Annotated in this window: 20 protein-coding genes and 2 riboswitches; of the genes, 8 read left to right on the plus strand and 12 right to left on the minus strand. The window is 37.9% G+C overall.

The annotated features are described in order from the left end of the window. Window positions 1-15: 15 nt before the first annotated feature. Entirely contained in the window at window positions 16-840 is an 825-nt protein-coding gene (locus ACNSTQ_RS08765) for a GNAT family N-acetyltransferase (RefSeq protein ID WP_418199479.1), read from the minus strand. Window positions 841-1,004: 164 nt separating this feature from the next. Further along, a riboswitch (cobalamin riboswitch) is annotated at window positions 1,005-1,191 on the plus strand. Window positions 1,192-1,343: 152 nt separating this feature from the next. On the opposite strand from ACNSTQ_RS08765, the gene ACNSTQ_RS08770 reads away from it, so the two are divergent. Together ACNSTQ_RS08770 and ACNSTQ_RS08775 are read left to right on the plus strand one after the other, a co-directional pair. Beyond that, window positions 1,344-2,624, plus strand: a complete 1,281-nt coding sequence (locus ACNSTQ_RS08770; protein ID WP_418199480.1) for an acetyl-CoA hydrolase/transferase family protein — start codon at window positions 1,344-1,346, stop codon at window positions 2,622-2,624. Window positions 2,625-2,640: 16 nt separating this feature from the next. Next, window positions 2,641-2,835, plus strand: a complete 195-nt coding sequence (locus ACNSTQ_RS08775) for a hypothetical protein (protein ID WP_418199481.1) — start codon at window positions 2,641-2,643, stop codon at window positions 2,833-2,835. Between the two features lie 95 nt (window positions 2,836-2,930). Here ACNSTQ_RS08775 and ACNSTQ_RS08780 read toward each other — a convergent pair whose 3' ends face one another. After that, window positions 2,931-4,649, minus strand: coding sequence for a DUF6612 family protein (locus ACNSTQ_RS08780; protein ID WP_418199482.1), 1,719 nt, complete (start codon window positions 4,647-4,649; stop codon window positions 2,931-2,933). A gap of 173 nt (window positions 4,650-4,822) precedes the next feature. On the opposite strand from ACNSTQ_RS08780, the gene ACNSTQ_RS08785 reads away from it, so the two are divergent. From ACNSTQ_RS08785 to ACNSTQ_RS08805, 5 genes are all read left to right on the plus strand, one after another. After that, window positions 4,823-5,020, plus strand: coding sequence for a hypothetical protein (locus ACNSTQ_RS08785; protein ID WP_275120193.1), 198 nt, complete (start codon window positions 4,823-4,825; stop codon window positions 5,018-5,020). A gap of 136 nt (window positions 5,021-5,156) precedes the next feature. Further along, on the plus strand, window positions 5,157-5,882 hold the full coding sequence (locus ACNSTQ_RS08790; RefSeq protein WP_418199483.1) for a TIGR02206 family membrane protein: 726 nt from the start codon (window positions 5,157-5,159) through the stop codon (window positions 5,880-5,882). Between the two features lie 52 nt (window positions 5,883-5,934). Further along, the gene (locus ACNSTQ_RS08795) at window positions 5,935-6,057 is read left to right on the plus strand and encodes a hypothetical protein (RefSeq protein ID WP_418199484.1); all 123 of its coding nucleotides are present in this window, start codon (window positions 5,935-5,937) and stop codon (window positions 6,055-6,057) included. A gap of 383 nt (window positions 6,058-6,440) precedes the next feature. Further along, entirely contained in the window at window positions 6,441-7,715 is a 1,275-nt protein-coding gene (locus ACNSTQ_RS08800; protein WP_418199485.1) for a zinc-dependent alcohol dehydrogenase, read from the plus strand. Continuing rightward, on the plus strand, window positions 7,696-8,787 hold the full coding sequence (locus ACNSTQ_RS08805; RefSeq protein ID WP_418199486.1) for a class II aldolase/adducin family protein: 1,092 nt from the start codon (window positions 7,696-7,698) through the stop codon (window positions 8,785-8,787). Before ACNSTQ_RS08800 ends, ACNSTQ_RS08805 begins: the two co-directional genes overlap by 20 nt. Before the next feature lie 72 nt (window positions 8,788-8,859). On the opposite strand, the gene ACNSTQ_RS08810 is transcribed toward ACNSTQ_RS08805, so the two are convergent. The 10 genes from ACNSTQ_RS08810 to ACNSTQ_RS08855 form a co-directional block, all read right to left on the minus strand. Beyond that, window positions 8,860-9,618 carry a hypothetical protein gene (locus ACNSTQ_RS08810; RefSeq protein WP_418199487.1) on the minus strand — a complete coding sequence of 253 codons (759 nt, stop codon included), beginning with the start codon at window positions 9,616-9,618 and terminating at the stop codon, window positions 8,860-8,862. 169 nt (window positions 9,619-9,787) lie between these two features. Further along, window positions 9,788-9,946: a hypothetical protein gene (locus ACNSTQ_RS08815; RefSeq protein WP_275120187.1), complete on the minus strand. Its 159-nt coding sequence runs from the start codon at window positions 9,944-9,946 to the stop codon at window positions 9,788-9,790. Window positions 9,947-10,218: 272 nt separating this feature from the next. Beyond that, entirely contained in the window at window positions 10,219-10,602 is a 384-nt protein-coding gene (locus ACNSTQ_RS08820; protein ID WP_418199488.1) for a hypothetical protein, read from the minus strand. A gap of 44 nt (window positions 10,603-10,646) precedes the next feature. Next, window positions 10,647-10,737: riboswitch (cyclic di-GMP riboswitch) on the minus strand. 58 nt (window positions 10,738-10,795) lie between these two features. Continuing rightward, window positions 10,796-13,129 carry an RNA polymerase recycling motor HelD gene (helD, locus tag ACNSTQ_RS08825; RefSeq protein WP_418199489.1) on the minus strand — a complete coding sequence of 778 codons (2,334 nt, stop codon included), beginning with the start codon at window positions 13,127-13,129 and terminating at the stop codon, window positions 10,796-10,798. Window positions 13,130-13,575: 446 nt separating this feature from the next. Next, complete coding sequence (locus ACNSTQ_RS08830) at window positions 13,576-14,547, minus strand: Gfo/Idh/MocA family protein (protein WP_418199490.1); 972 nt, start codon at window positions 14,545-14,547, stop codon at window positions 13,576-13,578. A gap of 1 nt (window position 14,548) precedes the next feature. After that, the gene (locus ACNSTQ_RS08835; RefSeq protein ID WP_418199491.1) at window positions 14,549-16,750 is read right to left on the minus strand and encodes a DNA topoisomerase III; all 2,202 of its coding nucleotides are present in this window, start codon (window positions 16,748-16,750) and stop codon (window positions 14,549-14,551) included. A 368-nt stretch (window positions 16,751-17,118) separates the two neighbouring features. Continuing rightward, entirely contained in the window at window positions 17,119-18,087 is a 969-nt protein-coding gene (locus ACNSTQ_RS08840; protein WP_418199492.1) for a sugar phosphate isomerase/epimerase family protein, read from the minus strand. 27 nt (window positions 18,088-18,114) lie between these two features. Then, complete coding sequence (locus tag ACNSTQ_RS08845) at window positions 18,115-19,152, minus strand: Gfo/Idh/MocA family protein (RefSeq protein ID WP_418199493.1); 1,038 nt, start codon at window positions 19,150-19,152, stop codon at window positions 18,115-18,117. A gap of 18 nt (window positions 19,153-19,170) precedes the next feature. Further along, complete coding sequence (locus tag ACNSTQ_RS08850; protein WP_418199494.1) at window positions 19,171-20,196, minus strand: Gfo/Idh/MocA family protein; 1,026 nt, start codon at window positions 20,194-20,196, stop codon at window positions 19,171-19,173. 17 nt (window positions 20,197-20,213) lie between these two features. After that, complete coding sequence (locus tag ACNSTQ_RS08855; RefSeq protein WP_418199495.1) at window positions 20,214-20,939, minus strand: ThuA domain-containing protein; 726 nt, start codon at window positions 20,937-20,939, stop codon at window positions 20,214-20,216. 122 nt (window positions 20,940-21,061) lie between these two features. On the opposite strand from ACNSTQ_RS08855, the gene ACNSTQ_RS08860 reads away from it, so the two are divergent. After that, entirely contained in the window at window positions 21,062-21,835 is a 774-nt protein-coding gene (locus ACNSTQ_RS08860; protein WP_418199496.1) for an AraC family transcriptional regulator, read from the plus strand. The last annotated feature ends 331 nt before the right edge of the window (window positions 21,836-22,166 follow it).

A 22,166-nucleotide genomic window follows, 5' to 3' on the forward strand; every position in this document is an offset into this window, starting at 1 on the left:
CAAGCTCAATTACACCTATGTAAACGGGAATTCATAAACGGTATATTGATACTGTAACTCGAAACCAACACTTTCTGCCACTGATAATGAAGGTGCATTTACTTCCATACAATCCCAATATGGGACAAGGTTTTGAACGAGGGCGTCTTTTACAAATCTATGAGCAAGTTTTCGGGCTAGTTTATTTCCTTGATGATGTGGAACGGTTTCAATATCTATACCATGATATTGGTTAGCAACAAAACCGGAAAAGCAAACACTAACGATTTCCTTTTCATATACAATACAATAACCTAGACCTTTTTCTAGAAACTCTCTTTCTGAACGCCAAAAATGTAAAAGCTTATTTTGAAGGAAAGGACTTTTTTGATAGACTTCTGAAGCTAACCGTTCAGCCGTCAATTTTTCAACAAGATAGGTCTGCTCAATCTGTGGTTCTCGATCCACTTGGTATGTTTCTCTAGACATTAGATAGACTCTTTGTTTAGAAGCTTCAAGGTTTCTTTTGTTGAACATCTTCTCAATAGCAGAATCCCAGCTTGGATCGTGACCAAAGCCTTCAAACCATTGGAGTCCGAGTCTCTTCGCTTCACCAATGATTTCATTATTAAAAAACGCATCTACTTCTCTAGTAAATGTCTCATTATTTACATTCCCAATAAAAGCAAAACCGTCTAGATTCCCAAACCAAACGAACCCGCTAGTAGGATCGAATCGGTTATCTACAAAAATACGACCGGGATTATTTCCAGCTATTATTGCTTGAATTTCTATATGTTTACCCTTTATCACTAATGGTTGACACTTGGGAAACTCTTCAGATTTCAGTTCATAAATCACTTGTTTCCCCTCCTATAACCCCCGTGTTCTTTACCAAATTATACACGATTTAGCGAGTATTCTTATATATTATCTAAAACGGGATTACAGATTTTTAACATACTATCATTAAAATTACTAATTGTATTTTCTAAAAACGTAGTGTTATAATAAAATCCAACAAACAGAATATTGTGCTTTATGGTACTTGTTGAACAAGTTTAAAAGGGAAGTCGGTGCAAATCCGATGCGGTCCCGCCACTGTAACGAGGAGCATGCGTACGAATTAGTCCACTGTCAATTTAAGATGGGAAGGATGTATACATGTGTTGATTCGAAGCCAGGAGACCTGCCATTAAAGAGCAACACTGTTATTTACCCACGAGGATGGGGAGGTGTTTTGGATGGAAGCTTTGATTGTGATAGCAAAGGATTCGACCTAAAACATACACATTCTCATTAATATATGGGAGTGTGTTTTTTATTTACGTACATAAAAGATGACAATAAGGAGCGAATACTGCATGTTAATGCTATCAACCTATCAAGAAAAAGTAATGAGTGCAAACAAAGCCGTTCAATTAATTGAACCAGGTGATGAGATCATAGCTCCTATCGCTGTCGGGGAACCGCCAGCTTTAATGGAAGCATTAGTAGATTTCGAAGGTCTTGAAAACAATACACTTTATCAAATGCTCTCTCTTCGAAAAGTTGTACCTGTAGCAAAAGATAAACTTAGGATTGTATCCATGTTTTTAAATTCACATGAACGGGAATCTTATGCTAAACAGATGATTGATCTTTTACCTAATCACTTTTCCAACTTGCCAAAGATGTTAAAAACAAGAGTCAAAAATCCAATCATCATCGCTCAAGTGTCACCGATTGATAACGAAGGTTATTTTTCCTTAGGTACAAATTGTGATTATACAGCAACTTTGGTCAACCATGCGAAAGCAATTATCGTTGAAGTGAATGATCATATGCCGAGAACGTATGGTAAAAATCAAATTCATATATCACAAGTTAAGGCCATTGTAGAACACACTTCCCCGTTAGCTGAAACTGGGAAACCGGTCATTTCTGAAAAAGATAAAGCGATCGGACGGAATATTGCTAACTTAATTAAAGATGGTGACACAATCCAAATAGGTTTTGGATCCATACCAAATGCCGTGATGGAGCACTTAAAAGACTTTAGAAACTTGGGTGTTTATACCGAAATGTTCCCTGACAGTTTAGTAGATTTATACGAAAGCGGCGCAATTACAAATCAAAATAAACCTTTTTACAAAGGAATTTCAACTGCTACCTTTGCTTTTGGCAGCAAGAGACTCTACCAGTTCATGCATGAAAACCCTGCCCTATGTATGATTCCAGTTAACGAGTCGAACAGTATTAAGCAAATTGCTCAATTGGAACAGTTTGTAACGATTAACGGTACTGTTGAAGTCGATTTTTTAGGGCAATGTAATTCAGAAGTGGTGAAAGGAAATTATTATTCTTCATCTGGCGGGCAATCTGATTTCGGAAAAGGTGTGACATTATGCAGGGATGGCCGTGGAATTATTTGTTTACATTCGACAACTAAAGACGAGCAAATCTCAAAGATTGTTCCTTACCTACATGATAAATCTGTCGTGACAACCTCTAAAAACGATGTTGACTTTATCGTGACGGAATACGGTGTGGCCCACTTAAGAAATAAAACCATTTCAGAACGTACACAGGCGTTGATTGACATCTCCCACCCTAAATTTCGTGAGGAGCTTACGTTTACAGCTCAGCGTATGGGATATCTTTAAACAAGGAGGTTAGACCATGGAAAATTATACAGAATATTATTTAAATCATTTATTAGGCATTCTCGTAACAAAGCCCGACTTTAACACATTACTAGAAAGCTATGAAAGTTTGAAAAAAGATCTTTCAGAAAGTGAGGAACTTGACGATCAGATCGACTCACTAGACGCTGCATTTAAACAAGCCGTTGAACATTGGAAGTTCGCTAATTGAGTGTACTAAAAAAGCGACAAAGGGGACTTTTCCCTTCGTCGCTTTTTCTTATAGTTGTAGAGGCCATTTTTAGTCAGACTCTACTACTTAATAGATTAAAACGGCGCACGCTCCATATTCGTTCCATCGAGATCCATTTGGAACCAGCCGAGCTGTATTGCACTAATATGCTTAGAGTAATAAAGACGACCGTTAATAATATGAATATGTGATCCTCGTTCATCGAGCATTTCAGCTTCTAATGTATTTAAATCAATTTTATATAAACTATGATCTTCTGTAACATTTGTAAAGTATAAGGCATCTCCGGCCACATTAAAGCCTTGACTCTCATCGGTTGATAGTTGTTCTGTACTAGTCCCGTCGAGTCGAACACGATAAAGCTTGGCACCATTTAATGCGCTCTCAAAATAAACCCAATCGTCTTCCACTATGAACGTCCTGACCGGGTAATCAATCACTCTTGGAGGATGTGTTTGACCCAGTTCATCAATTCCTACGACGTAAAGAATACCTTTTGGTTCTGTTTGATAAATGACTTGATCCTCGTAAATGTTATATCGGAAAAGATCATCGATCAGTTGGATCTTAACACCTTTCTCAGAAACCATATAGAGAGATTGTTTATTGTTTAATGGATTATTTGCTTTATAAAAGATCCAGCCATCCATTACACGTAAATCTATCGCATAGTCATCTGATACTTTTTCTACTTCTGTTCCGTCTTTTTTCATCCGATAAACGTTGAAGCGGTCTCTTTCATCTGAATAATACAGCCAATCTCCCATTACATTTAAATCTTTAGCTAGTACATCAGAAATAAGTTCCTTTTCTTCTTGTCCATCTGTCCATTTATAAATTCCACTTTCTTGCATCCAGTTGGAGTAATAAACAGCTTCCCCATCGGTTGCAAAATACGATCCATTTAAGTGATTTCCGTCGCTATTACCTTTTTCCCCAGTAAGAAATCCAGCTTCCTCTTTTAAAGGGTCACGATCCCCTAAAAGAATATCCCCGTACGTTTTTGCATTTTCAATAACCCCTTGAGGTACCGTTACCTCATCATCTGTTTCGTTTAATGCGTCATAAGAAATATATAATGTTTCTACCATCTTATTTTCAACTTCATCATTTTCAGCATCCAAATCGAGAATGCTCATACTAAAGGTATATTCCAGCATTGCCGACGTGCGGTGAAACGTTTCTTTATCGATGATCATTTCATAAGTAAATGAAGCAGGACCGTTTTCTGTTCGGATCGTATGGATCATCGTGTGGAAGAGCGGGTCATCCATCACATAGTAAAACGGAAACAGTCCCTTCCATAAGGTCAGCATTTCATCCTCCTTAGTGGAAATGGAAAAGCGGTAGCCATTATTATCTTCTGTAAAATGAAATAAATCGATATTTTCTAATATAAGTTCAATTTCTTTTGCTGGCTCAAGAGCATGGATCTCAGGTGATACATTAATCCACAAATCACTTTCCTCGTCCATTAAAAAGTACGTTTCTCCACCTGTGATATAGACTTCTGACCTCATTGTCGTTCCTGAAATTTTCGATGACCGTTTGATATGAGCTTCGAGTGGCTCGACTTTCGCTGTCCCACTCAAGTAGGAGATTAACGTTCCCATATCAGCTTCATTCGTAATGGCATCCATTTCAAAAGAATAAGCTTGAACTTCCTTCATTGCTTCAATTGAGTGTTGTAAAATTTCTTCTCGTGTTAACTGCTCGCTATCTTCCTCACAGGCAACAAAGAATGCTAAAACACTCAGTAGCAGAGCAGTCGTAAATAATTGTTTAAAACGCATGTATTCCCCTTTCAAAGTCCTTGTCCTTGTCGATCTTATTTTTACGGTTAATCCGTATAATTCAATTTAGATAAAGCTCTATAAAATTCCTCTTTTAGATTACCATAATACCACAAAATCCAATGTTTACTACAAATTTTTCACGGGTACAGATGAATAAGGAGGGATAAGTGATGAAAAATAAACAAAAAGAACTAGAACTCCAAAAACGAAACAAAAAATCTCATGCATTTAAGGAAGATTGGGACAAGCAGTTAGAGCGAGACCAGATGATTATGCCAATTGACGAACCACCACTAGAAGACGTAAAACTCGAAGAACAAGAAGAACGCCAAAAGAAGAAAACCAAACAACACTCATCCAGCCAATAAAACAAACGGTGCCAGGTACCTTCCTAAAGGTACCTGGCACCGTTTGTCCATTAACTCATTAAATTATTAACCCTTTAATTTATTAAAGGTACGTGGTACCCTCTGATTAATATTATATTACTAGGTGGTATGATTCATGATCGTGGATTTTTTTGATCCTTCAGCCTATATGAAGGGAACGGTATTTTTTTCTCCTGCCCACGTAGCTTCATTACTATTATTTGCATTGTCTATCGTTTGGATGTTTGTTCATCGGCATAAGAGTTACATGGCTCATGTTCGGTGGGGGTTACTCGCTGTTCTTGTCCTTTCCGAAATTAGTATTATTATTTGGAGTATCGCTATTGGCTTATGGGATATCCGTTTCAATTTACCGCTGCAACTTTGTACAATTAGCATTTATTTAAGTTCCTTCATGCTAATTACATGTTCTTATCGTATTTTTGAAGTCCTTTACTTTTTCGGTATTGGTGGTGCCCTACAAGCATTAATTACACCCGAATTATTTTATACGTTCCCGCACTATCGATTTTTACATTTTTTTATTGCTCACATCGCCATAATCCTTGCTATTCTCTATATGATCTGGGTACTAAACTATACGGTTACATGGAAATCCGCAGTTCGATCTTTCATTTTTCTAAACAGCCTTGCATTTATTGCTTTTTGGATTAATTACTTTACTGGTGCTAATTATATGTTTTTAGCAAGGAAACCAGATAACCCAAGCATTCTTGACTGGCTCGGACCGTACCCATGGTATATTCTCTCTCTCGAAGTAATTGTCATTCTCATGTTTACTCTTCTTTACTTACCTTTTCTCTTGAAAAGTAAATTACAAAAATCATCTTCTCATGTATAAACTCGTATTTCTTGCACAAATTAATAAGAATATTTTAGAGGAGGTTATTAACTTGAATAAGATTATTGAACAAGTATCTACCTTTCTAATCGCACTATTTGAGTTAGAGTATGAACACCTTCTTCATGATGAATGGTATTACGATGAGCACGGTGATCCAACTGCCAATCTGTAATACAAATATTCTTCTTTCTTTCTCCTTATAGGTGGAGTTCATCAAACAACCTCTTTCAATTCTACGGACTCCCCTCTACCAAATCAAACCTCCCCCCCACTTCACTCTATCACTAAACTGATTACATTTATCGTTTACCACTTTAACCCCTCCACTTTATTAAAGCCTTTTGAGAGGAACTTTTCTGCACGTTTTTAACCAAAGCGCCTCCCAACCTTATATATTACCTATTTCATACTCTAAGAACTTTTATTAACAACCAATATTTAATTTGACGACTACTTTTGGTAAAATTTCTCTCCTTTACTGCATAAAATTGGGAGGAGTGTCAAAAATATTAGATACTAAGGAGATTATATCCATGCTTCTCAGGGGGTGGGTTTGTGAAGTCATTACAGTTTGATTATAGTATTCCTCGCTATGTCTTTAGCAAGGTCGTCGGAAAGTGGAAGCCTTCACTCTATTGGCATCCACGTCTGTCTTGTTTAAGGTTACGGGAAATTCAAGAACCAAATCTTCCTAACGAAGACTGGGTTAAAGTCGAAGTAACTTATGGCGGTATTTGTGGAAGCGATTTGAATTTAATTTTCCTAAATGATAGTCCAGCTACTTCACCTTACGCCTCGTTTCCTTTTACCGTCGGACATGAAGTGGTTGGAAAAATATCTGAGACAGGTCAAAATGTCAAACATCTAAAAAAAGGGGATCGCGTCGTAATTGATCCAGTCCTATCGTGTATGAGTCGAGGCTTTAAATCACCTTGTAAAGCTTGCGAGCGTGGAGAATATAGTTTGTGCAGTCATATGACGGAAGGAGATATATCACCTGGATTACTAATTGGAGCTTGTAAAGATACTGGTGGGAGCTGGGGGCCTGTCCTCGTTGCTCATAATACCCAAGTTTTACCTTTACCTGATGAAGTTGATGATTTAAATGGAGTCTTAATTGAACCATTCAGCTGTGCACTTCATGCGGTATTAAAAAATAAACCAAAGCCACAAGATCGTGTACTCGTAATTGGTGCAGGAGTCATTGGCATTTCAGTCATTGCTGCCATCCGGGCGCTCGGTATTAGCTGTCATATTACGGCACTTGTCAAACACCGCTTCCAAGGCGAACTCGCCACAACATTTGGAGCTGATGAGGTCATCTATCTTAATCGAAACGGAACATACATTGATGAGACCGCCAAAACATTAGATGCAAAAGTTTTAAAACCGATTTATGGCGCCCCTGTCATTGAAGGTGGTGCAGATATCGTATATGAATGTGTCGGTAAAAAGCAAAGTATTAATGACGCCCTGCGCTTTGCTCAAAGTGGTGGAAAAGTTGTTCTACTAGGATTAGCAAGTATTATCGATGGGATAGATTGGACTGCGGTTTGGCTTAACGAGCTTGAAGTGAAAGGAAGTTTTGCCTACAGCACCGGGGAATACGAAGGTAAAACAATGCGTACACTCGAAATTGCTATTGATTTAATTCGCCAGAAAAAAGTTGACCTATCACCAATGATTTCTCACCGCTTCCCACTCGAAAATTACAAGGAAGCCATATATACAGCAACTAATAAAGCTAGTAGTTCCGTAATGAAAGTTATATTTGAACATGGGAACACAATCAACAGAGGAGGCAATCATCATGAAAACATTTCTAGTTAATGGAACGACTGAAACTTCATTTATGGAATGGTTAGAAAAAGGGATGAAAGAGGTTTTCAGTCGAAATGGATTTACTCTTTTGGAAGATGTCGATGAAGACTTGCGGCTCGTTCTTAATTTTACTGACCCAAAATCGTGTCGTCCTTTTAGAAGAAAAGCACAAGCCACATTTGTCGTTTCGATTTTAGAAAATGAAGGAGTTATGGAAAATGTGTTTAAAGAGGCATATCCTTATTTAATTCGATCTCTTTCCAACCATTTGATGTTTGTAAACCATGACACGGGAACGACAACCTTCTACTTCTTAACTCCGGAACAAGGTTGCTATCAAATTGACTACAAGCAGGGAGATGATGAAGCTAGACTATTCCAGAAGATTTATGAACGGTTAGAGCCACTTGCTTCTTCACAGTTGGTCATCGACAATGATTTTCACTTTGACTTACCAGAACCGTTATGGAATGGAGATGAAGTCAGTATACAATTAAAAAAATCTGGGAAGAAGCTCGATAAAATGGATCTTCTTCCTGCTCCATTCCCAATTGATGAATATTTAACACCACGAGATATGCGCCATTTACATAAATTATATGGAATTGGTGGTTTGAGTTACGGTAATCTAAGTGCACGACAAGATGAGAACCACTTCTGGATGAGCGCTAGTGGTATTGATAAGTCGAATATGAATACAATTGGACAAGACATTTTATTTATTAAAGGATATAACTCAAAAGATAATAAAATTGAAGTAAGTGTTCCACCAGAAGTGACACCCAAGCGAGCTTCGGTCGATGCCATCGAACATTGGATGATTTATAAAGAGCACCCTGAAGTTGGAGCGATCGTACATATCCACGCATGGATGGACGGGATCAAAGCAACAGAAATTAATTACCCGTGTGGTACAGTTGAATTAGCAAAAACAGTCGCACAGCTAGTCCGTGAATCAGAAAACCCTTCCCGAGCGGTCATTGGACTCAAAAATCATGGACTTACGATTACTGGGACAAGCTTAGAAGATATATTCGAACGGATTGACGGTAAAATTAACCGCCAAGTCCCAATGAACTAATGTAAAGCCCTACTGTAAACACATCATTAAGAGGCTGCCATAAAAGTGGGCAGCCTCTCTTCTATCTACGATCTATTTTATTTCCTCAAGCTCTTCTTCATTTTTCCCAACTTCTCTGATTAACGCTTTATAGCCATTTCTCGTTAATTTAAACTCATTATCAACGTACCCTGACTTTTCTAATGCTTGAATGATGTCGTCAGATAATGAGGTGCGAATTTCTTCAAGCGCCCAATTCAAGTCATAAATCGATCCATTCAGTACAGAATCCTTATCCAGTGAAGCAGCTATTTCTTTGATCGGATCGACCTTTATGAAGTACTTCTTTGTTTCAAGTACGGCTTGATGGATTTTGTTTTTCGCATTATTAATTTCTTGCATAATCGTCGATATTTCGTTATCTTTTTGTTTGATTTGTTGGCGATACTTTTGCTTTTCTAAGTCACTTAATTCAGCTTTTGTAAAAAGTTCCTCTAGTAACATCGTCCGATCCAAATCCACTTTTTGTAGGTCATTTTGTTTCTTTGCAACTTCTGACTTTGTTAACTCCACATCTCCAGCTTTATCGTTCTCTATAAGTTTAGGTGCTACTATGGTCTCTTCAGCTTTTTTAACAACTGTAGGCGTTAATTTTCGATTGATAGAAACCGCAAGAGTCATTAACAACACCATAACAAATAAACGAAAGATAATGTCATTAAACAAAGCTCCTATGAAAAGTCCTATCCCTATACACCCAATAATAATAATAAACGCCCAATCTTTTAGAGAATTCGGTTTTTTTATTGTTTGAAGTAACGACGAAGATTGCTGTTTTGATCTATATTCCATCTTCTTTCTCCTTTATTTACTTTATAATTGCAACATCATTTGAAAAATATCCTATTTTGAGTATATCAATAAAATTTAAGTTTGCCAGACTTCAATTGTGTCAACTTATTATAGAGTAAGGAAATCTTACTGTAATGAGTAGTCTTTACTATTCTCTTCTACAAATACCCTATATTAAAAAAGATAAAGCTATTACAAAAATGGATAAATGGTATAAAAGATCTAATATATTTGTTCTCCTATAGGATTTTAGCATATTAAGAGCAACATAACCTGAACGAATGACGATAATAACCAGAGCAATCGTAATTAAAATGGACGGAATCATCTCGTAACACCTCCAAGTTGTTAAGTCATTCATGTATATGTTAAAAGCTATCGTCATACGACTCTTTTTTTATTGATAATTCGTACAAACAATTCCCATTTTATGCACCTTAACTTCAAGAACAGATCAATAAAAGCAACTCCAGTCTATAAAGAAAAGCCGCAACATGTAAGACAGCCTTCACATGTTACGACCTTCAAAATAAAATTTGCCATTTACTTCATAAATCTCTCTAACCTTACCTATTAAATGGGTCTCTTCATGTCGCGCACCTATAAAAAATCAAGAACGTACGTACCGTCACGTCCATTAAGATAAGGATTAATATGACCGCCAAATTTATACTTGTATCCACGGTATTGTAGAAGCGACGGGGAGATTTCATTCGATCTTTCGGTAAACTCAATTCCTTGAAACCCCTTTTTATTGGCGACCTCTTCAAGAATAACTACTAATCTGTCCAATTGATATTTAGACAAAGCTTTTTTACATTCCAATAAAACGACCAAACGTTTACTACGTCCAGGTCCAGGTCTAATCGTCAACTTACATTCGACATAATTTAAATAGAGACAAACAGAATCCTCGGTATACCCAGCATAAGCTAAAATCTTGTTCAATTCGCTGAAATCTTCCAATTTAATTCGGACAAACAAAATACTACTTCCTCCTTATTTACTAAACCGCACGGAGGTCCATTTTCGGCAACTGGCTAGCATAGTTAATTAACATTAACTGAAGCCCCTATAGTTTTGCGTCATCACTTTTCAATGATTTTGCCCTTTCGTACGATTGTTTTATATCATTACTATCTTAACAACAATTCTAGAATACTGAAACCCAAAAGATCTAATATTCATTTCTACATGTTTCTTTTGGAACTTTATCGAGAAAACGTGTCAGTTCCCCGATATAAAAAAGGTCGAGTGAGTGCATCGCCCTTGTACACGCGGTATAAAACAAATTCCGTTCACTTTCCTCGTGGTATTTTGAGTTTGAAGCATCGTAAATAATAACGGCATCAAACTCAACTCCCTTCGATAAATAAGATGGGATGACAAGCACCCCAGCTTCATAACCTGTCGATTGTTTTGTTATCATTCGAAGAGGCAGTGATTCTTTTAGATGTTCGTATACATTCTCTGTTTCCTCAGCCGTTTTACAAATAATTGCAATTGTTTCATGTCCATTGGCTTGAAGTGTTTTAATTCTCTTGCCTATTTTTGAATGAAGGTCATTTTCATCTTCTGCTGATTGAATCGTCGGTTTTTCACCTTGTCGATTAAAAGGATCAATATTTGCACCGATAATATCTTTCGTAAACTCGACGATTTGGTAAGTCGAACGGTAACTACGTGTTAGCTGATATTGCTCCATTTCGTCTTCTTGAAATAAATAACGTAACGCTTCAAAACTGTTGACGGAAGAATGCGCATAAATGGACTGGTTCAAGTCGCCAAGCACAGTCATCTTTGCACGTGGAAATAAGCTTTTTATGAATGCAAATTGAAACGGCGAATAATCTTGTGCTTCGTCAATAAACACATGACGAATCGACGTATTCACCTGAAGACCTTGGAGCCGACCTTTTAAATAAAGAAGAGGTGTCGCATCCTCATAGCGAAGATGATTTTGTTCAATATTTTCGGTTGTTGAAAGACAAATATCAGCCCACTCTTTCGGTAATTGATCCAAATACCGGTTAACATACTCTGTTTTCTTAAATAATTGGATATACGTTGCTTTCACATCAACAAACTTTAGATTTTCAATATATCTTCTAATTTTCTTTAAGCGTTTCTTCACGATGATCCCAGCAAGTATTTCTTGTTCTCGGTCAAAATCATAAAATTCATCGTTGTTTTGATTGTTTTTTTGTAGCTTTTGATAGGCTTTTAAATAGGCTCCCTTATCTAACAGCTCCATTTCTCGTTCAACCCACTCTTCTTTTCGTTGCTGAAGCTCAAAGGTCCGTAACTCCTTTAATAACCATTCTGAGATTAAATTCATTCGATTAGGTATCGGTAAACTTTGATCTAATGAGTAAAAATACTCTTTCATCCTTGTACTTGAAAATAAAACTTGCCCTTTGAATTTCAGGCCTCTAAAAATAATTCCATCTTGTTTAAGAAGACTTAAATACTCATTTATCACTTGCATAAATAATATGGACGATTTCAATTGCATGCCTGCGATACCCACTTTGTAGGATTTATCTTTTGTTTTCGTCAATACAAATTCCATTTGAGAAAATGGATCTTCTATTGTAAACCCATCGCCTAATTGATGTTCTAAGTATTCTTGAAATGTCGTTTGTTGCATATTTTCTTCACCGAGCTCTGGCAGTACACTAGAAACGTAACTATTAAACATTGAGTTTGGTGAAAATAAAACGATATTCTCCGCTAATAAAGTATCGCGGTATCGATACAACAAATAGGCAACTCGTTGCAAAGCTGCTGAAGTTTTTCCACTTCCAGCCACTCCTTGCACAATTAACAGTTTTCCTTTTTCATTACGAATAATTTGGTTCTGTTCTTTTTGGATCGTTGCAACGATGCTTTTCATTTGCGAATCGGCTTGAGCCCCAAGAACCGTTTGAAGCATTTCATCTCCAATCGTAATTCCTGTATCAAACATATGTAAAAGCTCACCGTTACGGATAATATATTGCTTTTTTCCTTTCATCGTACCATCAATCATACCAGAAGGTGTCTCATATTGGGCTGTTCCTGGCCCGTAGTCATAATATAAGCTTGAGATCGGCGCACGCCAGTCGTACACAAAAAAGTCAACGCCATTTTTATCAACGAATGATGAAGTGCCGATATACACTTGTTCAGTATCTGCTTCTCCGTTTTCAAGAAAATCAACTCTACCGAAGTATGGTGATTTCTCTAATTTATGTAAGTTACGCAACTCATTCATCGAATGACGATGTCTACGCTCTCTTTCTGATAATAGTTCAGCTTGTTGTTTAATACTTGCAAAGGTTTCAGCTTCTTCTTCTGCATTATCAAAATTTACGGTCACATCGTCCCAAAACTTCTTTCTGATGTCGACAACGTCTACTTTTACATCACCTAGCTGGTCCTTTAATTCGTGCATTCGTTCATTAATTTTATTGATAACGAAATCAACTCGTTCTTGCTCTGCTTTCCAATCCTTATTTTGTTCAGTCATAACTTCACTCCTAGCAGGTCGCAATCCTCTTATCTTTCTTTGAATAACCTTATTCCTATTTTAGACAAAGAAGGACGTTCCCTTACGTATGGATACGTCCTTTCATGATGTTTATAGAGGATGTTCAAAAAGTCCGGGAAAAATAGCTGTCAATAGAAGATCTTCGACTAAGAGCCCCACGTCCTGTGGGAACGTCGAAGTCACCACATCCTGTGGGAGCTCGTCAGCTTGCTCCTTCTCTCCTCACGTATTAACACCATACGTTCCGCTCCTTGGAAAAGAAGAACATTTTTCCGGCGTGCGAGGACTATGCTTACGGAGCAACCAGCTTTATGCTCGGTGGCTACGCTTCCTTGATTTTCTCGGCTCTTTTTGTCCTCCTTTTTAAACACGCACTTATAATTAAATGTATGAGTAATGATACTAATTTATCTTTCCCACCCTCATTATTTTGCCGTTTTATTTGAAGTCAACAAAGACTCTAGCACCTCTTGTACGAGTAGACCTTCTTTGAAATCAATTAAAAATGCTTGTTCACCGTCTGTCGCTTTTACAAATTCATCAATTAAATTTACAGGAGACGGTGTTAAATCACTTGGTTCAGCGATTGCTAATTCTTCTCCACGCTGTGCTTGCTTTACTATTCTCCAGTCTTCTAACGCAATCGTTTGATTCGTACCATGGATTGTGAAAGCAATCTTCTCTTTTTCAGCTTGTCCAACAAGACCGTCCACTAACACTTGTAAACCATTTTCCAACGTTAGTGTTGTTATTAAGCCAATTTCACTTTTCTCCTGATCTTCTGGAAATTCAATTTGTGCCTCGACGTTAGTTACTTTTCCAAACATGTGAACGATCATTTGTAAGTAGTGCGGCATTATTTCACGGATGAATCCACCTTGTTCACGTGTTCCAATCCATGGAGTTTGTTGCCAAACACGAGGCCAAACGTCAAAATGCATTTTTAATGAAATTCGTCTTACGTTCCCTAACGCCGCTTTTTCGACCCGCTCTTTTATCGTCGCAAACGGTGCATTATAAGGTAGTGGAAAATGGATCGCATGGACAACCTTTGCTTGCTCGGCCTTAGCTAACATCTCTTCTGCTTCTTGTAGTGAGTTAGCTAACGGTTTTTCACAAAGAACATGTTTGCCATTTGCGATCGCAGCAAGAACAACCGCATGATGATAAGCTGGTGGAACAGCGACATAGACGATATCAATAGAACTACGCTGTACCAATTCCTCATAGTCAGTCAAAGCCGTTACTCCTCCGCATGCAGCTGCCGTTTCGTTCGCCAGTGTTTCGTTGACATCACAAACCGCATCTATTTCTGTATGAGGATTAGCCATAAACTCTTTAATCAATCGTTGTCCAACCACTCCTAAACCAACAATTCCGACTCTTTTCTTTTTCAAATCATTCATCCTCTCCAGAATATACAAATTTCATTTTACCATCCACAAACGATAATTTCGCATCAAACGTATTATCACCTTTTTTAAACCCTTTAATAAGGTTCGTTTCTTCACCCTTCAGCAACTTCTTTACATTCGCTTGGGAAACAGTTTTACCTAACAGTTTTTTAGAAATCGTAAAATCACATTTCGTTGCCGTGTAATTTGAACAACCGTAAAATGTTCCTTTATCGACAACATCACCATTGCATTTTTTACAAGGCCCCATTTTTGTTCCTGTCGATTGGGCTCCTCTTGCTTTCGCTCCCCCTGTTTTCTTCCCTTTTCTTCGATTTTTAAACTCTTCTAGATTGTACGAAGAAAAGTTCCAGGACTCACTTTGCTTTATCGCATCTTCTATTAGTTTGAGTGAGAGTTTTTTTACTTGATTCATAAAATCACTCGGTGAGGCGGCTCCTTCTCCAATTTCGTTAAGACGTTGTTCCCACTTTGCAGTCATTTCTGGAGACGATAAGAGGCTGTCACCTATGGAATCTATTAATAAAACGCCTTTATTTGTAGCACTTACTTGATTTCGTTTCACTTCGATATACTTTCGATCTTTTAAACCTTTGATAATACCGGCACGGGTTGCTTCTGTCCCAAGGCCTTCTGTTTGTTTTAAGACTTTCACTAAGTCACTGTCTTCTAGATGCTTACCTGCTGTCTTCATTAACGTAATAAGTTGGCCTTCTGTATACCTTTTGGGCGGTTCCGTTTTTCCTTCTCTGACTACAACTTTTTTGACTGTCCCTGTTTCTTTTTCTTGTACAAGTGGCAAGTCTTGTTCATCCTCGTCACGCTTTTGCTTTTTCTTACTACTATATATGACTTTTCGCCAACCGGCTTGAACTTCTTGCTTTCCTTTTGAAATAAACGTCGCTCGTTCATCGACTACGGTATGAATCGTTGTATAATCAAAGATCGCCTGATCATAATGAGCTGCGATCAGTCGTTTTGCGATGAGCAAATAGATTTGTTGTTCATCTGGGCTCAGCTTCGCAAGTTGCGGAACTTGTTCGGTTGGTATAATTGCATAGTGGTCGCTTACTTTCTTTTCATCCACATATCGTTTGTTATGGAGGATGGAAGGCTGTGGGACAGGAAAGAACGAATTTAAGTCGTCAAACTGCTGCAGCTTCCGTAAAATATCAGGAAACATTTGTGCTTCTTCTTTTGTAACATGACTTGAGTCAGAACGTGGATAAGAGATCATTCCTTTTACATATAACTTTTGAGCAATCTCGAGCGTTTTTTGCGGTGAGAACTTATACAAACTGTTTGCCGTTGCTTGTAAGGCTGATAAATTAAAAAGGTAAGGCGGCTGAAACTCTTTTCGTTCTTTTTCAACCGATTGAATGGACGCTTCTTTCCCTTCACAAAACTGGCGAATCTTGTTTGCCATAGCTTCTTCATCTAAACGTGTTTCCCCGTCTTTATGCCATTTTCCCTTATAAACTTTTCCTTGAAAATCAAACGTAGCGTTAACTTCCCAAAACGGTTTCGATTGGAAGTTAGCAATTTCTTTTTCCCGCTTCACAATGAGTGCAAGCGTTGGGGTTTGAACTCGTCCAAGTGAAAACACATCAGATATTCCTTTTTGCTGCAATAACAAGGTGTACGCACGGGACGCATTCATCCCAACAAGCCAATCAGCACAAGCTCTCGAATAAGCTTCATAGTAAGTCGCTCTCGTATCCGTCTCATCTAATAACTTAGTAAAACCTTCGACGATCGCCTTATTGGTAAGCGATGAGATCCATAGTCGCTTCATCGGCTTTCTCACCCCGCTTAATTGGATGATGTTACGAACAATCAACTCCCCTTCTCTCCCTGCATCTCCTGCATGAATAATTCGAGTCACTTCATGTTTATTTAAAAGTTGTTTAACAATGTTAAACTGTTTATATTTCGATTTCGTCACTTTATATTGAAATTTATCAGGAATGATCGGTAACGTTTGTAACTTCCACGTTTTCCATTGTTGCTTGTAAAATTCTGGTGGACATAGCTCAGTTAAATGACCAATTGCCCACGTACAATAAGCACCATTTTTAAACACTTCATTCGGAAGGATTTCGATAAAACCATCCCTTCGTTTAATTGGAAAGGCTGATGCTAGTTTTAACCCTTGGTCCGGCTTTTCCGCAATAATTATTTCCATTGATTTAACCTCACACTAATCGCTGTTCTATATTTATTTAATAGATAAGGCTTTGTACGCGCTAAGATTTCACACGACCATAAACGAACTTAGCCTTGCTATATGAAACTACTTTTCCATTTATTAAGTATATATGAAACAAGTCATTACAGCACGCAGAAACTCGTCCTAATCCACATTATTAATCTCTTTTGAAGTTTCTTTTATCTAACAGATCTTTTCGTCGAAATATTTAAAGTTACGCCGATATATAAAGGTACCACAATAAACGGAACTCCTCACCAACCACAACAATAAAATTACAATGAAAAAACCACGGGAACCCATTACTAGTCCCATGGTTTTTTCATCGTTTTTTTACTTTTTACTTACACCCACCACATATCTGACGGTTTTTCTTCGATAATGATCGAGTTTAAGTTTTTCACCGCTCTAGCAAAGCCTTCTTCAATCGACATGATTGGGTCTTCATGTTCAATGCTGACAATGTAATCATACCCGTAAACTCGTAAAGCACTAATTATATCTGACCATTCTTGAATGCTATGACCGCAGCCAACCGAACGGAACGTCCATGCTCTCGTTTGTACATCACCATATGGTTGCATGTCTGTTAATCCGTACATATTCACGTTTTCTTGGTCAATGTATGTATCTTTCGCATGGAAATGATGAATCGCATTGGCTTTTCCTAAAATTTTAATCGCTGCCACTGGATCAATTCCTTGCCACCATAAGTGACTTGGGTCCAAGTTAGCTCCGATAGCATCACATGTCTCTTCCCGTAATTTAAGAAGCGTATACGGAGTATGAACTAAAAATCCGCCGTGAAGTTCTAAGCCAATTTTGACATTGTGGTCTTTGGCATATTGGCCCATCTTTTTCCAGTATGGAATTAATTTTTCTTCCCATTGCCACTTTAATACATCCCCGTATTCATTGGGCCATGGTGTAACCGGCCAATTCGGGTATTTTGCTTCTTCATGATCACCTGCTGTTCCCGAGAAGCAATTGACGACAGGAACTCCCATTAAGCTCGCTAGTTTAATCGTTTTTTCTAAAACGGTATCCGATACTTCAGCAAATGCTTTATCAGGAGAAATGGGATTTCCGTGACAACTAAAAGCACTAATTTCTAAGCCTCTAGATGATACTTTCTGTTTGTATTCATTACGCTTTTCTTCACTTTCTAGAAGTACATCAAGGTCGCAATGAGCATTTCCTGGATAACCACCCGTTCCAATCTCAACCGCTTTTACACCAGCATCTCTAACGTAATCTAACATCTCGTCTAGGTTTTTCTGTGAAAATAATACGGTAAATACTCCTAATTTCATCCTATGCCCTCCTCAATTTCCACTTACTTATAACTTTATACTTTGACCCGTCTCACTACTTTTATAAATACAATCAATAATCCTTGAAACTTCAAGAGCTTCTTCAGGTTTAACGATCAATTCATCTCGTCCAATGCAAGCATTGATAAAGTTTTGTGCTTGGGGAAGACCTGGATTATCTTCTCCACCAATGTATGTTGCCTGACTGTTGAGAAGCATCCCATGCTTAGCTTGATTAAGTTCAAACGGGAATAAATCAATTCCACCTGTTTCACCAGAAATACTAACACGTTCAACATCTTCTTTAATGTTAGCTGACCATGACGTTTCAAATAACATCGTTGCCCCGTTGTCAAAACGAACATACGCTGTTACATGATCATCGACATCGAAGGTTTCGTGATTAAAAGAACCCCATTCATTGACCTGGTTAGGCATTTTACTAAGTTTGTTATATGTTTTCCCAACGACTTCAACAGGTTTTGGACTGCCAAGAAGCCATAAAGATAAATCTAAAAAGTGACATCCGTAGTCAATTAAACTCCCTCCACCTTGCAGTTCTTTATTAGTAAAAACACCCCATCCTGGTACTTTTCGTCTTCTAAGTGCTTGCACACGGGCAACAATCGGTGTGCCTATTTCATTTTCAAAAATGACGTTCTTTGCTGCCTCAGAGTCTTTCATAAACCGGTAATGATAGGCAATCGAAAGTACTTTACCTGACCTGTCCCGAGCATCAATCATCGCTATACATTCGTCTGTATTCATCGCCATCGGCTTTTCACATAAAACGTGAACACCCGCATCTAGTGCCGCTATCGTAATTTCCGCATGAAATTTATTCGGTGTACAAATCGTTACTGCATCTACATCATGAAATAGATCACGAAAGTCAGTGTACACCTTTTCGATATTAAACTTTTCTGCAGCTGCTTTAGCTGTCGTTTCGTTCACATCACAGACAGCAACGACCGTTACATCGTTGGCTAACTTTAGGAAGGCTGGGATATGACGATCTTGAGCAATCCCTCCTGCCCCGATAATACCCATACGTAATTTGCTCATGCTAGACTCACCTTCCACTTACACACTCGTAATTCGTTTCGTTTCATTTGACTCAAGAGCTGAAAGAACAACCTGTAGTGATTTTAAACCTTCTTCGCCCGAAATAAGCGGTTGTTGATCTTCGATAATTGCTGTGATGAATTGGTCAATCACTTGAGTATTCGTTTGTCCACCTGATTCATTGGTTTGAATTCCACCTAGCTCAAACTTAACGACTTCACCATTTTTATATTGAATAACAAGGGAATGAACCGGATCATCTTCAAGACGAAGGATCGCATTCTCACCGTAAATAATCGTGGAATTATCTTCTTTGGAAACGTACGACCAGCTCGCAGCAAGGGTACCGATAATACCGCTTTCTGTTTTTAATACACAAACCGCTGTATCATCTACATCCGTGTTTTGTTTTGCACTTGTTTCAACAAAGGCCCCAACTTCTACAAACTCTTCTCCAAGGATGTAACGTAATAAATCTGTTTTATGAACACCAAGATCACCCATTGCCCCGATGAAAGCTTGTTCTTTTTTAAAGAACCAACTGTCTTTTCCATCAGCACTCCAACCTTCTGGACCACCGTGACCAAATGCAGTACGGAAGCTATAAATTTTTCCTACCTCACCATTTTCAATTAACTGCCTTGCTTTTTGATGAGACGGAACAAAGCGTTGGTTATGAGCAATCATTAGCTTTTTATTGCTGTGTTTCGCTGCTTCAATCATTGCAAGTGCATCTTCACGTGAAGTCGCCATCGGCTTTTCACAAAGAACATGTTTTCCTGCTTGTAGTGCAGCAATTGATACAGGTGCATGTAAATAGTTTGGCGTACAAACGCTTACCGCATCAACATCAGCATTTTGTAATAATTCTTCATAATTCGTATAAGCTGTTGCTTCATACTTTTCACCAAATTCTTGTGCACGTTCTTCAACAATGTCACAAACGGCTACGATTTCTGTATGCTCATTATTTGTATATTCTGGCATATGGCGATGTTTTGCAATACTTCCACAACCGATAATTCCTACTCTAATTTTGCTCATCAATGACACTCCTCAACTTAGTTTTTAGCTTTAATTTCTTCTAATGGCTTCGCGTTGCCGTAGACAGGTCTATTTCTTTTCGTCGGTGCTGTCCATTTCACTGCATTTTTAATCACGCGTTGAATTTCTTTGTTATAGTACGTAGGATATGTTTCATGACCTGGTCGGAAATAAAAAATCTTTCCATTTCCACGTTGGTAGGTACAACCACTTCTAAACACTTCTCCACCTTCAAACCAACTCATAAGAATCAATTCGTCAGGTGCTGGAATATCAAAATGTTCCCCGTACATTTCTTCTTTTTCAAGTTCAATGTATTCACCGATTCCTTCAACGATCGGATGGCTCGGATCAATGACCCACAGTCTTTCTTTTTCGTCAGCTTCACGCCACTTTAAATCACATGTTGTTCCCATTAATGTCTTAAAGATTTTTGAGAAATGACCTGAATGAAGAACAATTAATCCCATCCCATCGAGAACACGTGCTTTTACTTTTTCAACGATCTCATCAGCTACTTCATCGTGAGCAAGATGTCCCCACCAAAGAAGTACATCTGTCGTATTTAAAACATCATCTGATAAACCATGTTCTGGAGCATCTAGTGTAGCCGTTTTCACACTAATGTCTTCTTCACCTAAAAAGCTGGCAATCGCTCCATGAATTCCTTCTGGGTAAATGTCTTTAACTACTGGATTTTTTTGTTCATGTCGATTTTCATTCCATACCGTTACATTAATCATTAATTTTCTCTCCTTTTACATTTCTTATTTGACTTCATCATATTTGATATAGCGATAACTATAAATAGATAATATAATTAAAACATGTACTATTTTGCTATTTGTTCAGAAAGGAATTCGTTATGAAATTACATATTGGCTTTTGTGGTTATTCTCATCATACAAAAGGATATTATTCCAATGATAATTCAAAATTAACCGGATATCTTTTACGACTTCAAACGGAAGGATATTGTGAAGCGTATATTAACCAACAAAAATTTGAGATAAAAAAAGGAGACCTTCTCCTCGTAGAACCTGGGAATTTTTACGATCTATACATTGAAGGAAATCAAATGAGTGGGGATTATCACTTGTTTTGCGAAGGAGAATGGTTAGATGAATGGTGGAAGCGCTCAGTAAAACCTACCGTTTCTCGGGTCGATCTTGACGAAAAGATCCTTTCACTATGGCGCAATCTCATAATTGAACTGAGACGTCCTGCTTCGGTGGAAGACAACGAACTTTCTCAATACTTATTGAAAGCATTATTAGTATCTTTAGAACGAGCGGTTAACGACATCTCTCCAACTGTTAGAAGACCTTATGCTGTAACGAGGATGATGCGTTACATTGAAGAACATGCAACGAGTGGGTTAAAAGTGGAAGATGCTGCACAGTTTGCTGGACTGAGCGTTTCACGTGCTGTTCATCTTTTTAAAAGCAGTGTCGGAAAAACAATGATTGAATATGTACAAGAAATCCGTTTATCCACTGCTATTAATCAAATGAAGTATACGTCGATGACACTCGAGCACATTGCGCATAACAGTGGTTTCGGAACATATCCTTATTTTCATAGAGTGTTTAAAAAGAAATACGGAATGTCACCAGGGCAGTACAGAAAGAAAGGATAGACTTGAGGACACATAGGGTGGTACGAATAGTATACTAATATTTAAAAACTCACAACATAAAAAGGACGTAAAACACTCAGACTCACACCAGAGCGTTTTGCGTCCTTGTATTACTTGTTTCATTCATAAAGTGTTTTCAGCTGCTTATCTATCTTGCGGACTTCACAACCCCTTATTTCCCCAAAATAGACTAGCTCCGGACTGTTATGGAGTCAAGTCCACAATCCTGTGTAAATTAGAGAATCAATGTTTTCATCTAACTAGTTGTTATTAGTGTGGTTCATTATTTTTTGGAGAAAGAGGGGGTACCCCCTCTTTCTCCAAAAAATTT

This window comes from Alkalihalobacterium sp. APHAB7, assembly GCF_048323755.1.
In the GTDB taxonomy this organism is placed as follows: Bacteria; Bacillota; Bacilli; order Bacillales; family Bacillaceae_F; genus Alkalihalobacterium.

Coding starts and splice junctions, on each gene's coding strand:
- ACNSTQ_RS08770 (WP_418199480.1), top strand. CDS start 1,344: ATGTTAATGCTATCAACCTATCAAGAAAAAGTAATGAGTGCAAACAAA.
- ACNSTQ_RS08775 (WP_418199481.1), top strand. CDS start 2,641: ATGGAAAATTATACAGAATATTATTTAAATCATTTATTAGGCATTCTC.
- ACNSTQ_RS08780 (WP_418199482.1), bottom strand. CDS start 4,649: ATGCGTTTTAAACAATTATTTACGACTGCTCTGCTACTGAGTGTTTTA.
- ACNSTQ_RS08785 (WP_275120193.1), top strand. CDS start 4,823: ATGAAAAATAAACAAAAAGAACTAGAACTCCAAAAACGAAACAAAAAA.
- ACNSTQ_RS08790 (WP_418199483.1), top strand. CDS start 5,157: ATGATCGTGGATTTTTTTGATCCTTCAGCCTATATGAAGGGAACGGTA.
- ACNSTQ_RS08805 (WP_418199486.1), top strand. CDS start 7,696: ATGAAAACATTTCTAGTTAATGGAACGACTGAAACTTCATTTATGGAA.
- ACNSTQ_RS08810 (WP_418199487.1), bottom strand. CDS start 9,618: ATGGAATATAGATCAAAACAGCAATCTTCGTCGTTACTTCAAACAATA.
- ACNSTQ_RS08815 (WP_275120187.1), bottom strand. CDS start 9,946: ATGATTCCGTCCATTTTAATTACGATTGCTCTGGTTATTATCGTCATT.
- helD (WP_418199489.1), bottom strand. CDS start 13,129: ATGACTGAACAAAATAAGGATTGGAAAGCAGAGCAAGAACGAGTTGAT.
- ACNSTQ_RS08835 (WP_418199491.1), bottom strand. CDS start 16,750: ATGGAAATAATTATTGCGGAAAAGCCGGACCAAGGGTTAAAACTAGCA.
- ACNSTQ_RS08840 (WP_418199492.1), bottom strand. CDS start 18,087: ATGAAATTAGGAGTATTTACCGTATTATTTTCACAGAAAAACCTAGAC.
- ACNSTQ_RS08845 (WP_418199493.1), bottom strand. CDS start 19,152: ATGAGCAAATTACGTATGGGTATTATCGGGGCAGGAGGGATTGCTCAA.
- ACNSTQ_RS08850 (WP_418199494.1), bottom strand. CDS start 20,196: ATGAGCAAAATTAGAGTAGGAATTATCGGTTGTGGAAGTATTGCAAAA.
- ACNSTQ_RS08855 (WP_418199495.1), bottom strand. CDS start 20,939: ATGATTAATGTAACGGTATGGAATGAAAATCGACATGAACAAAAAAAT.
- ACNSTQ_RS08860 (WP_418199496.1), top strand. CDS start 21,062: ATGAAATTACATATTGGCTTTTGTGGTTATTCTCATCATACAAAAGGA.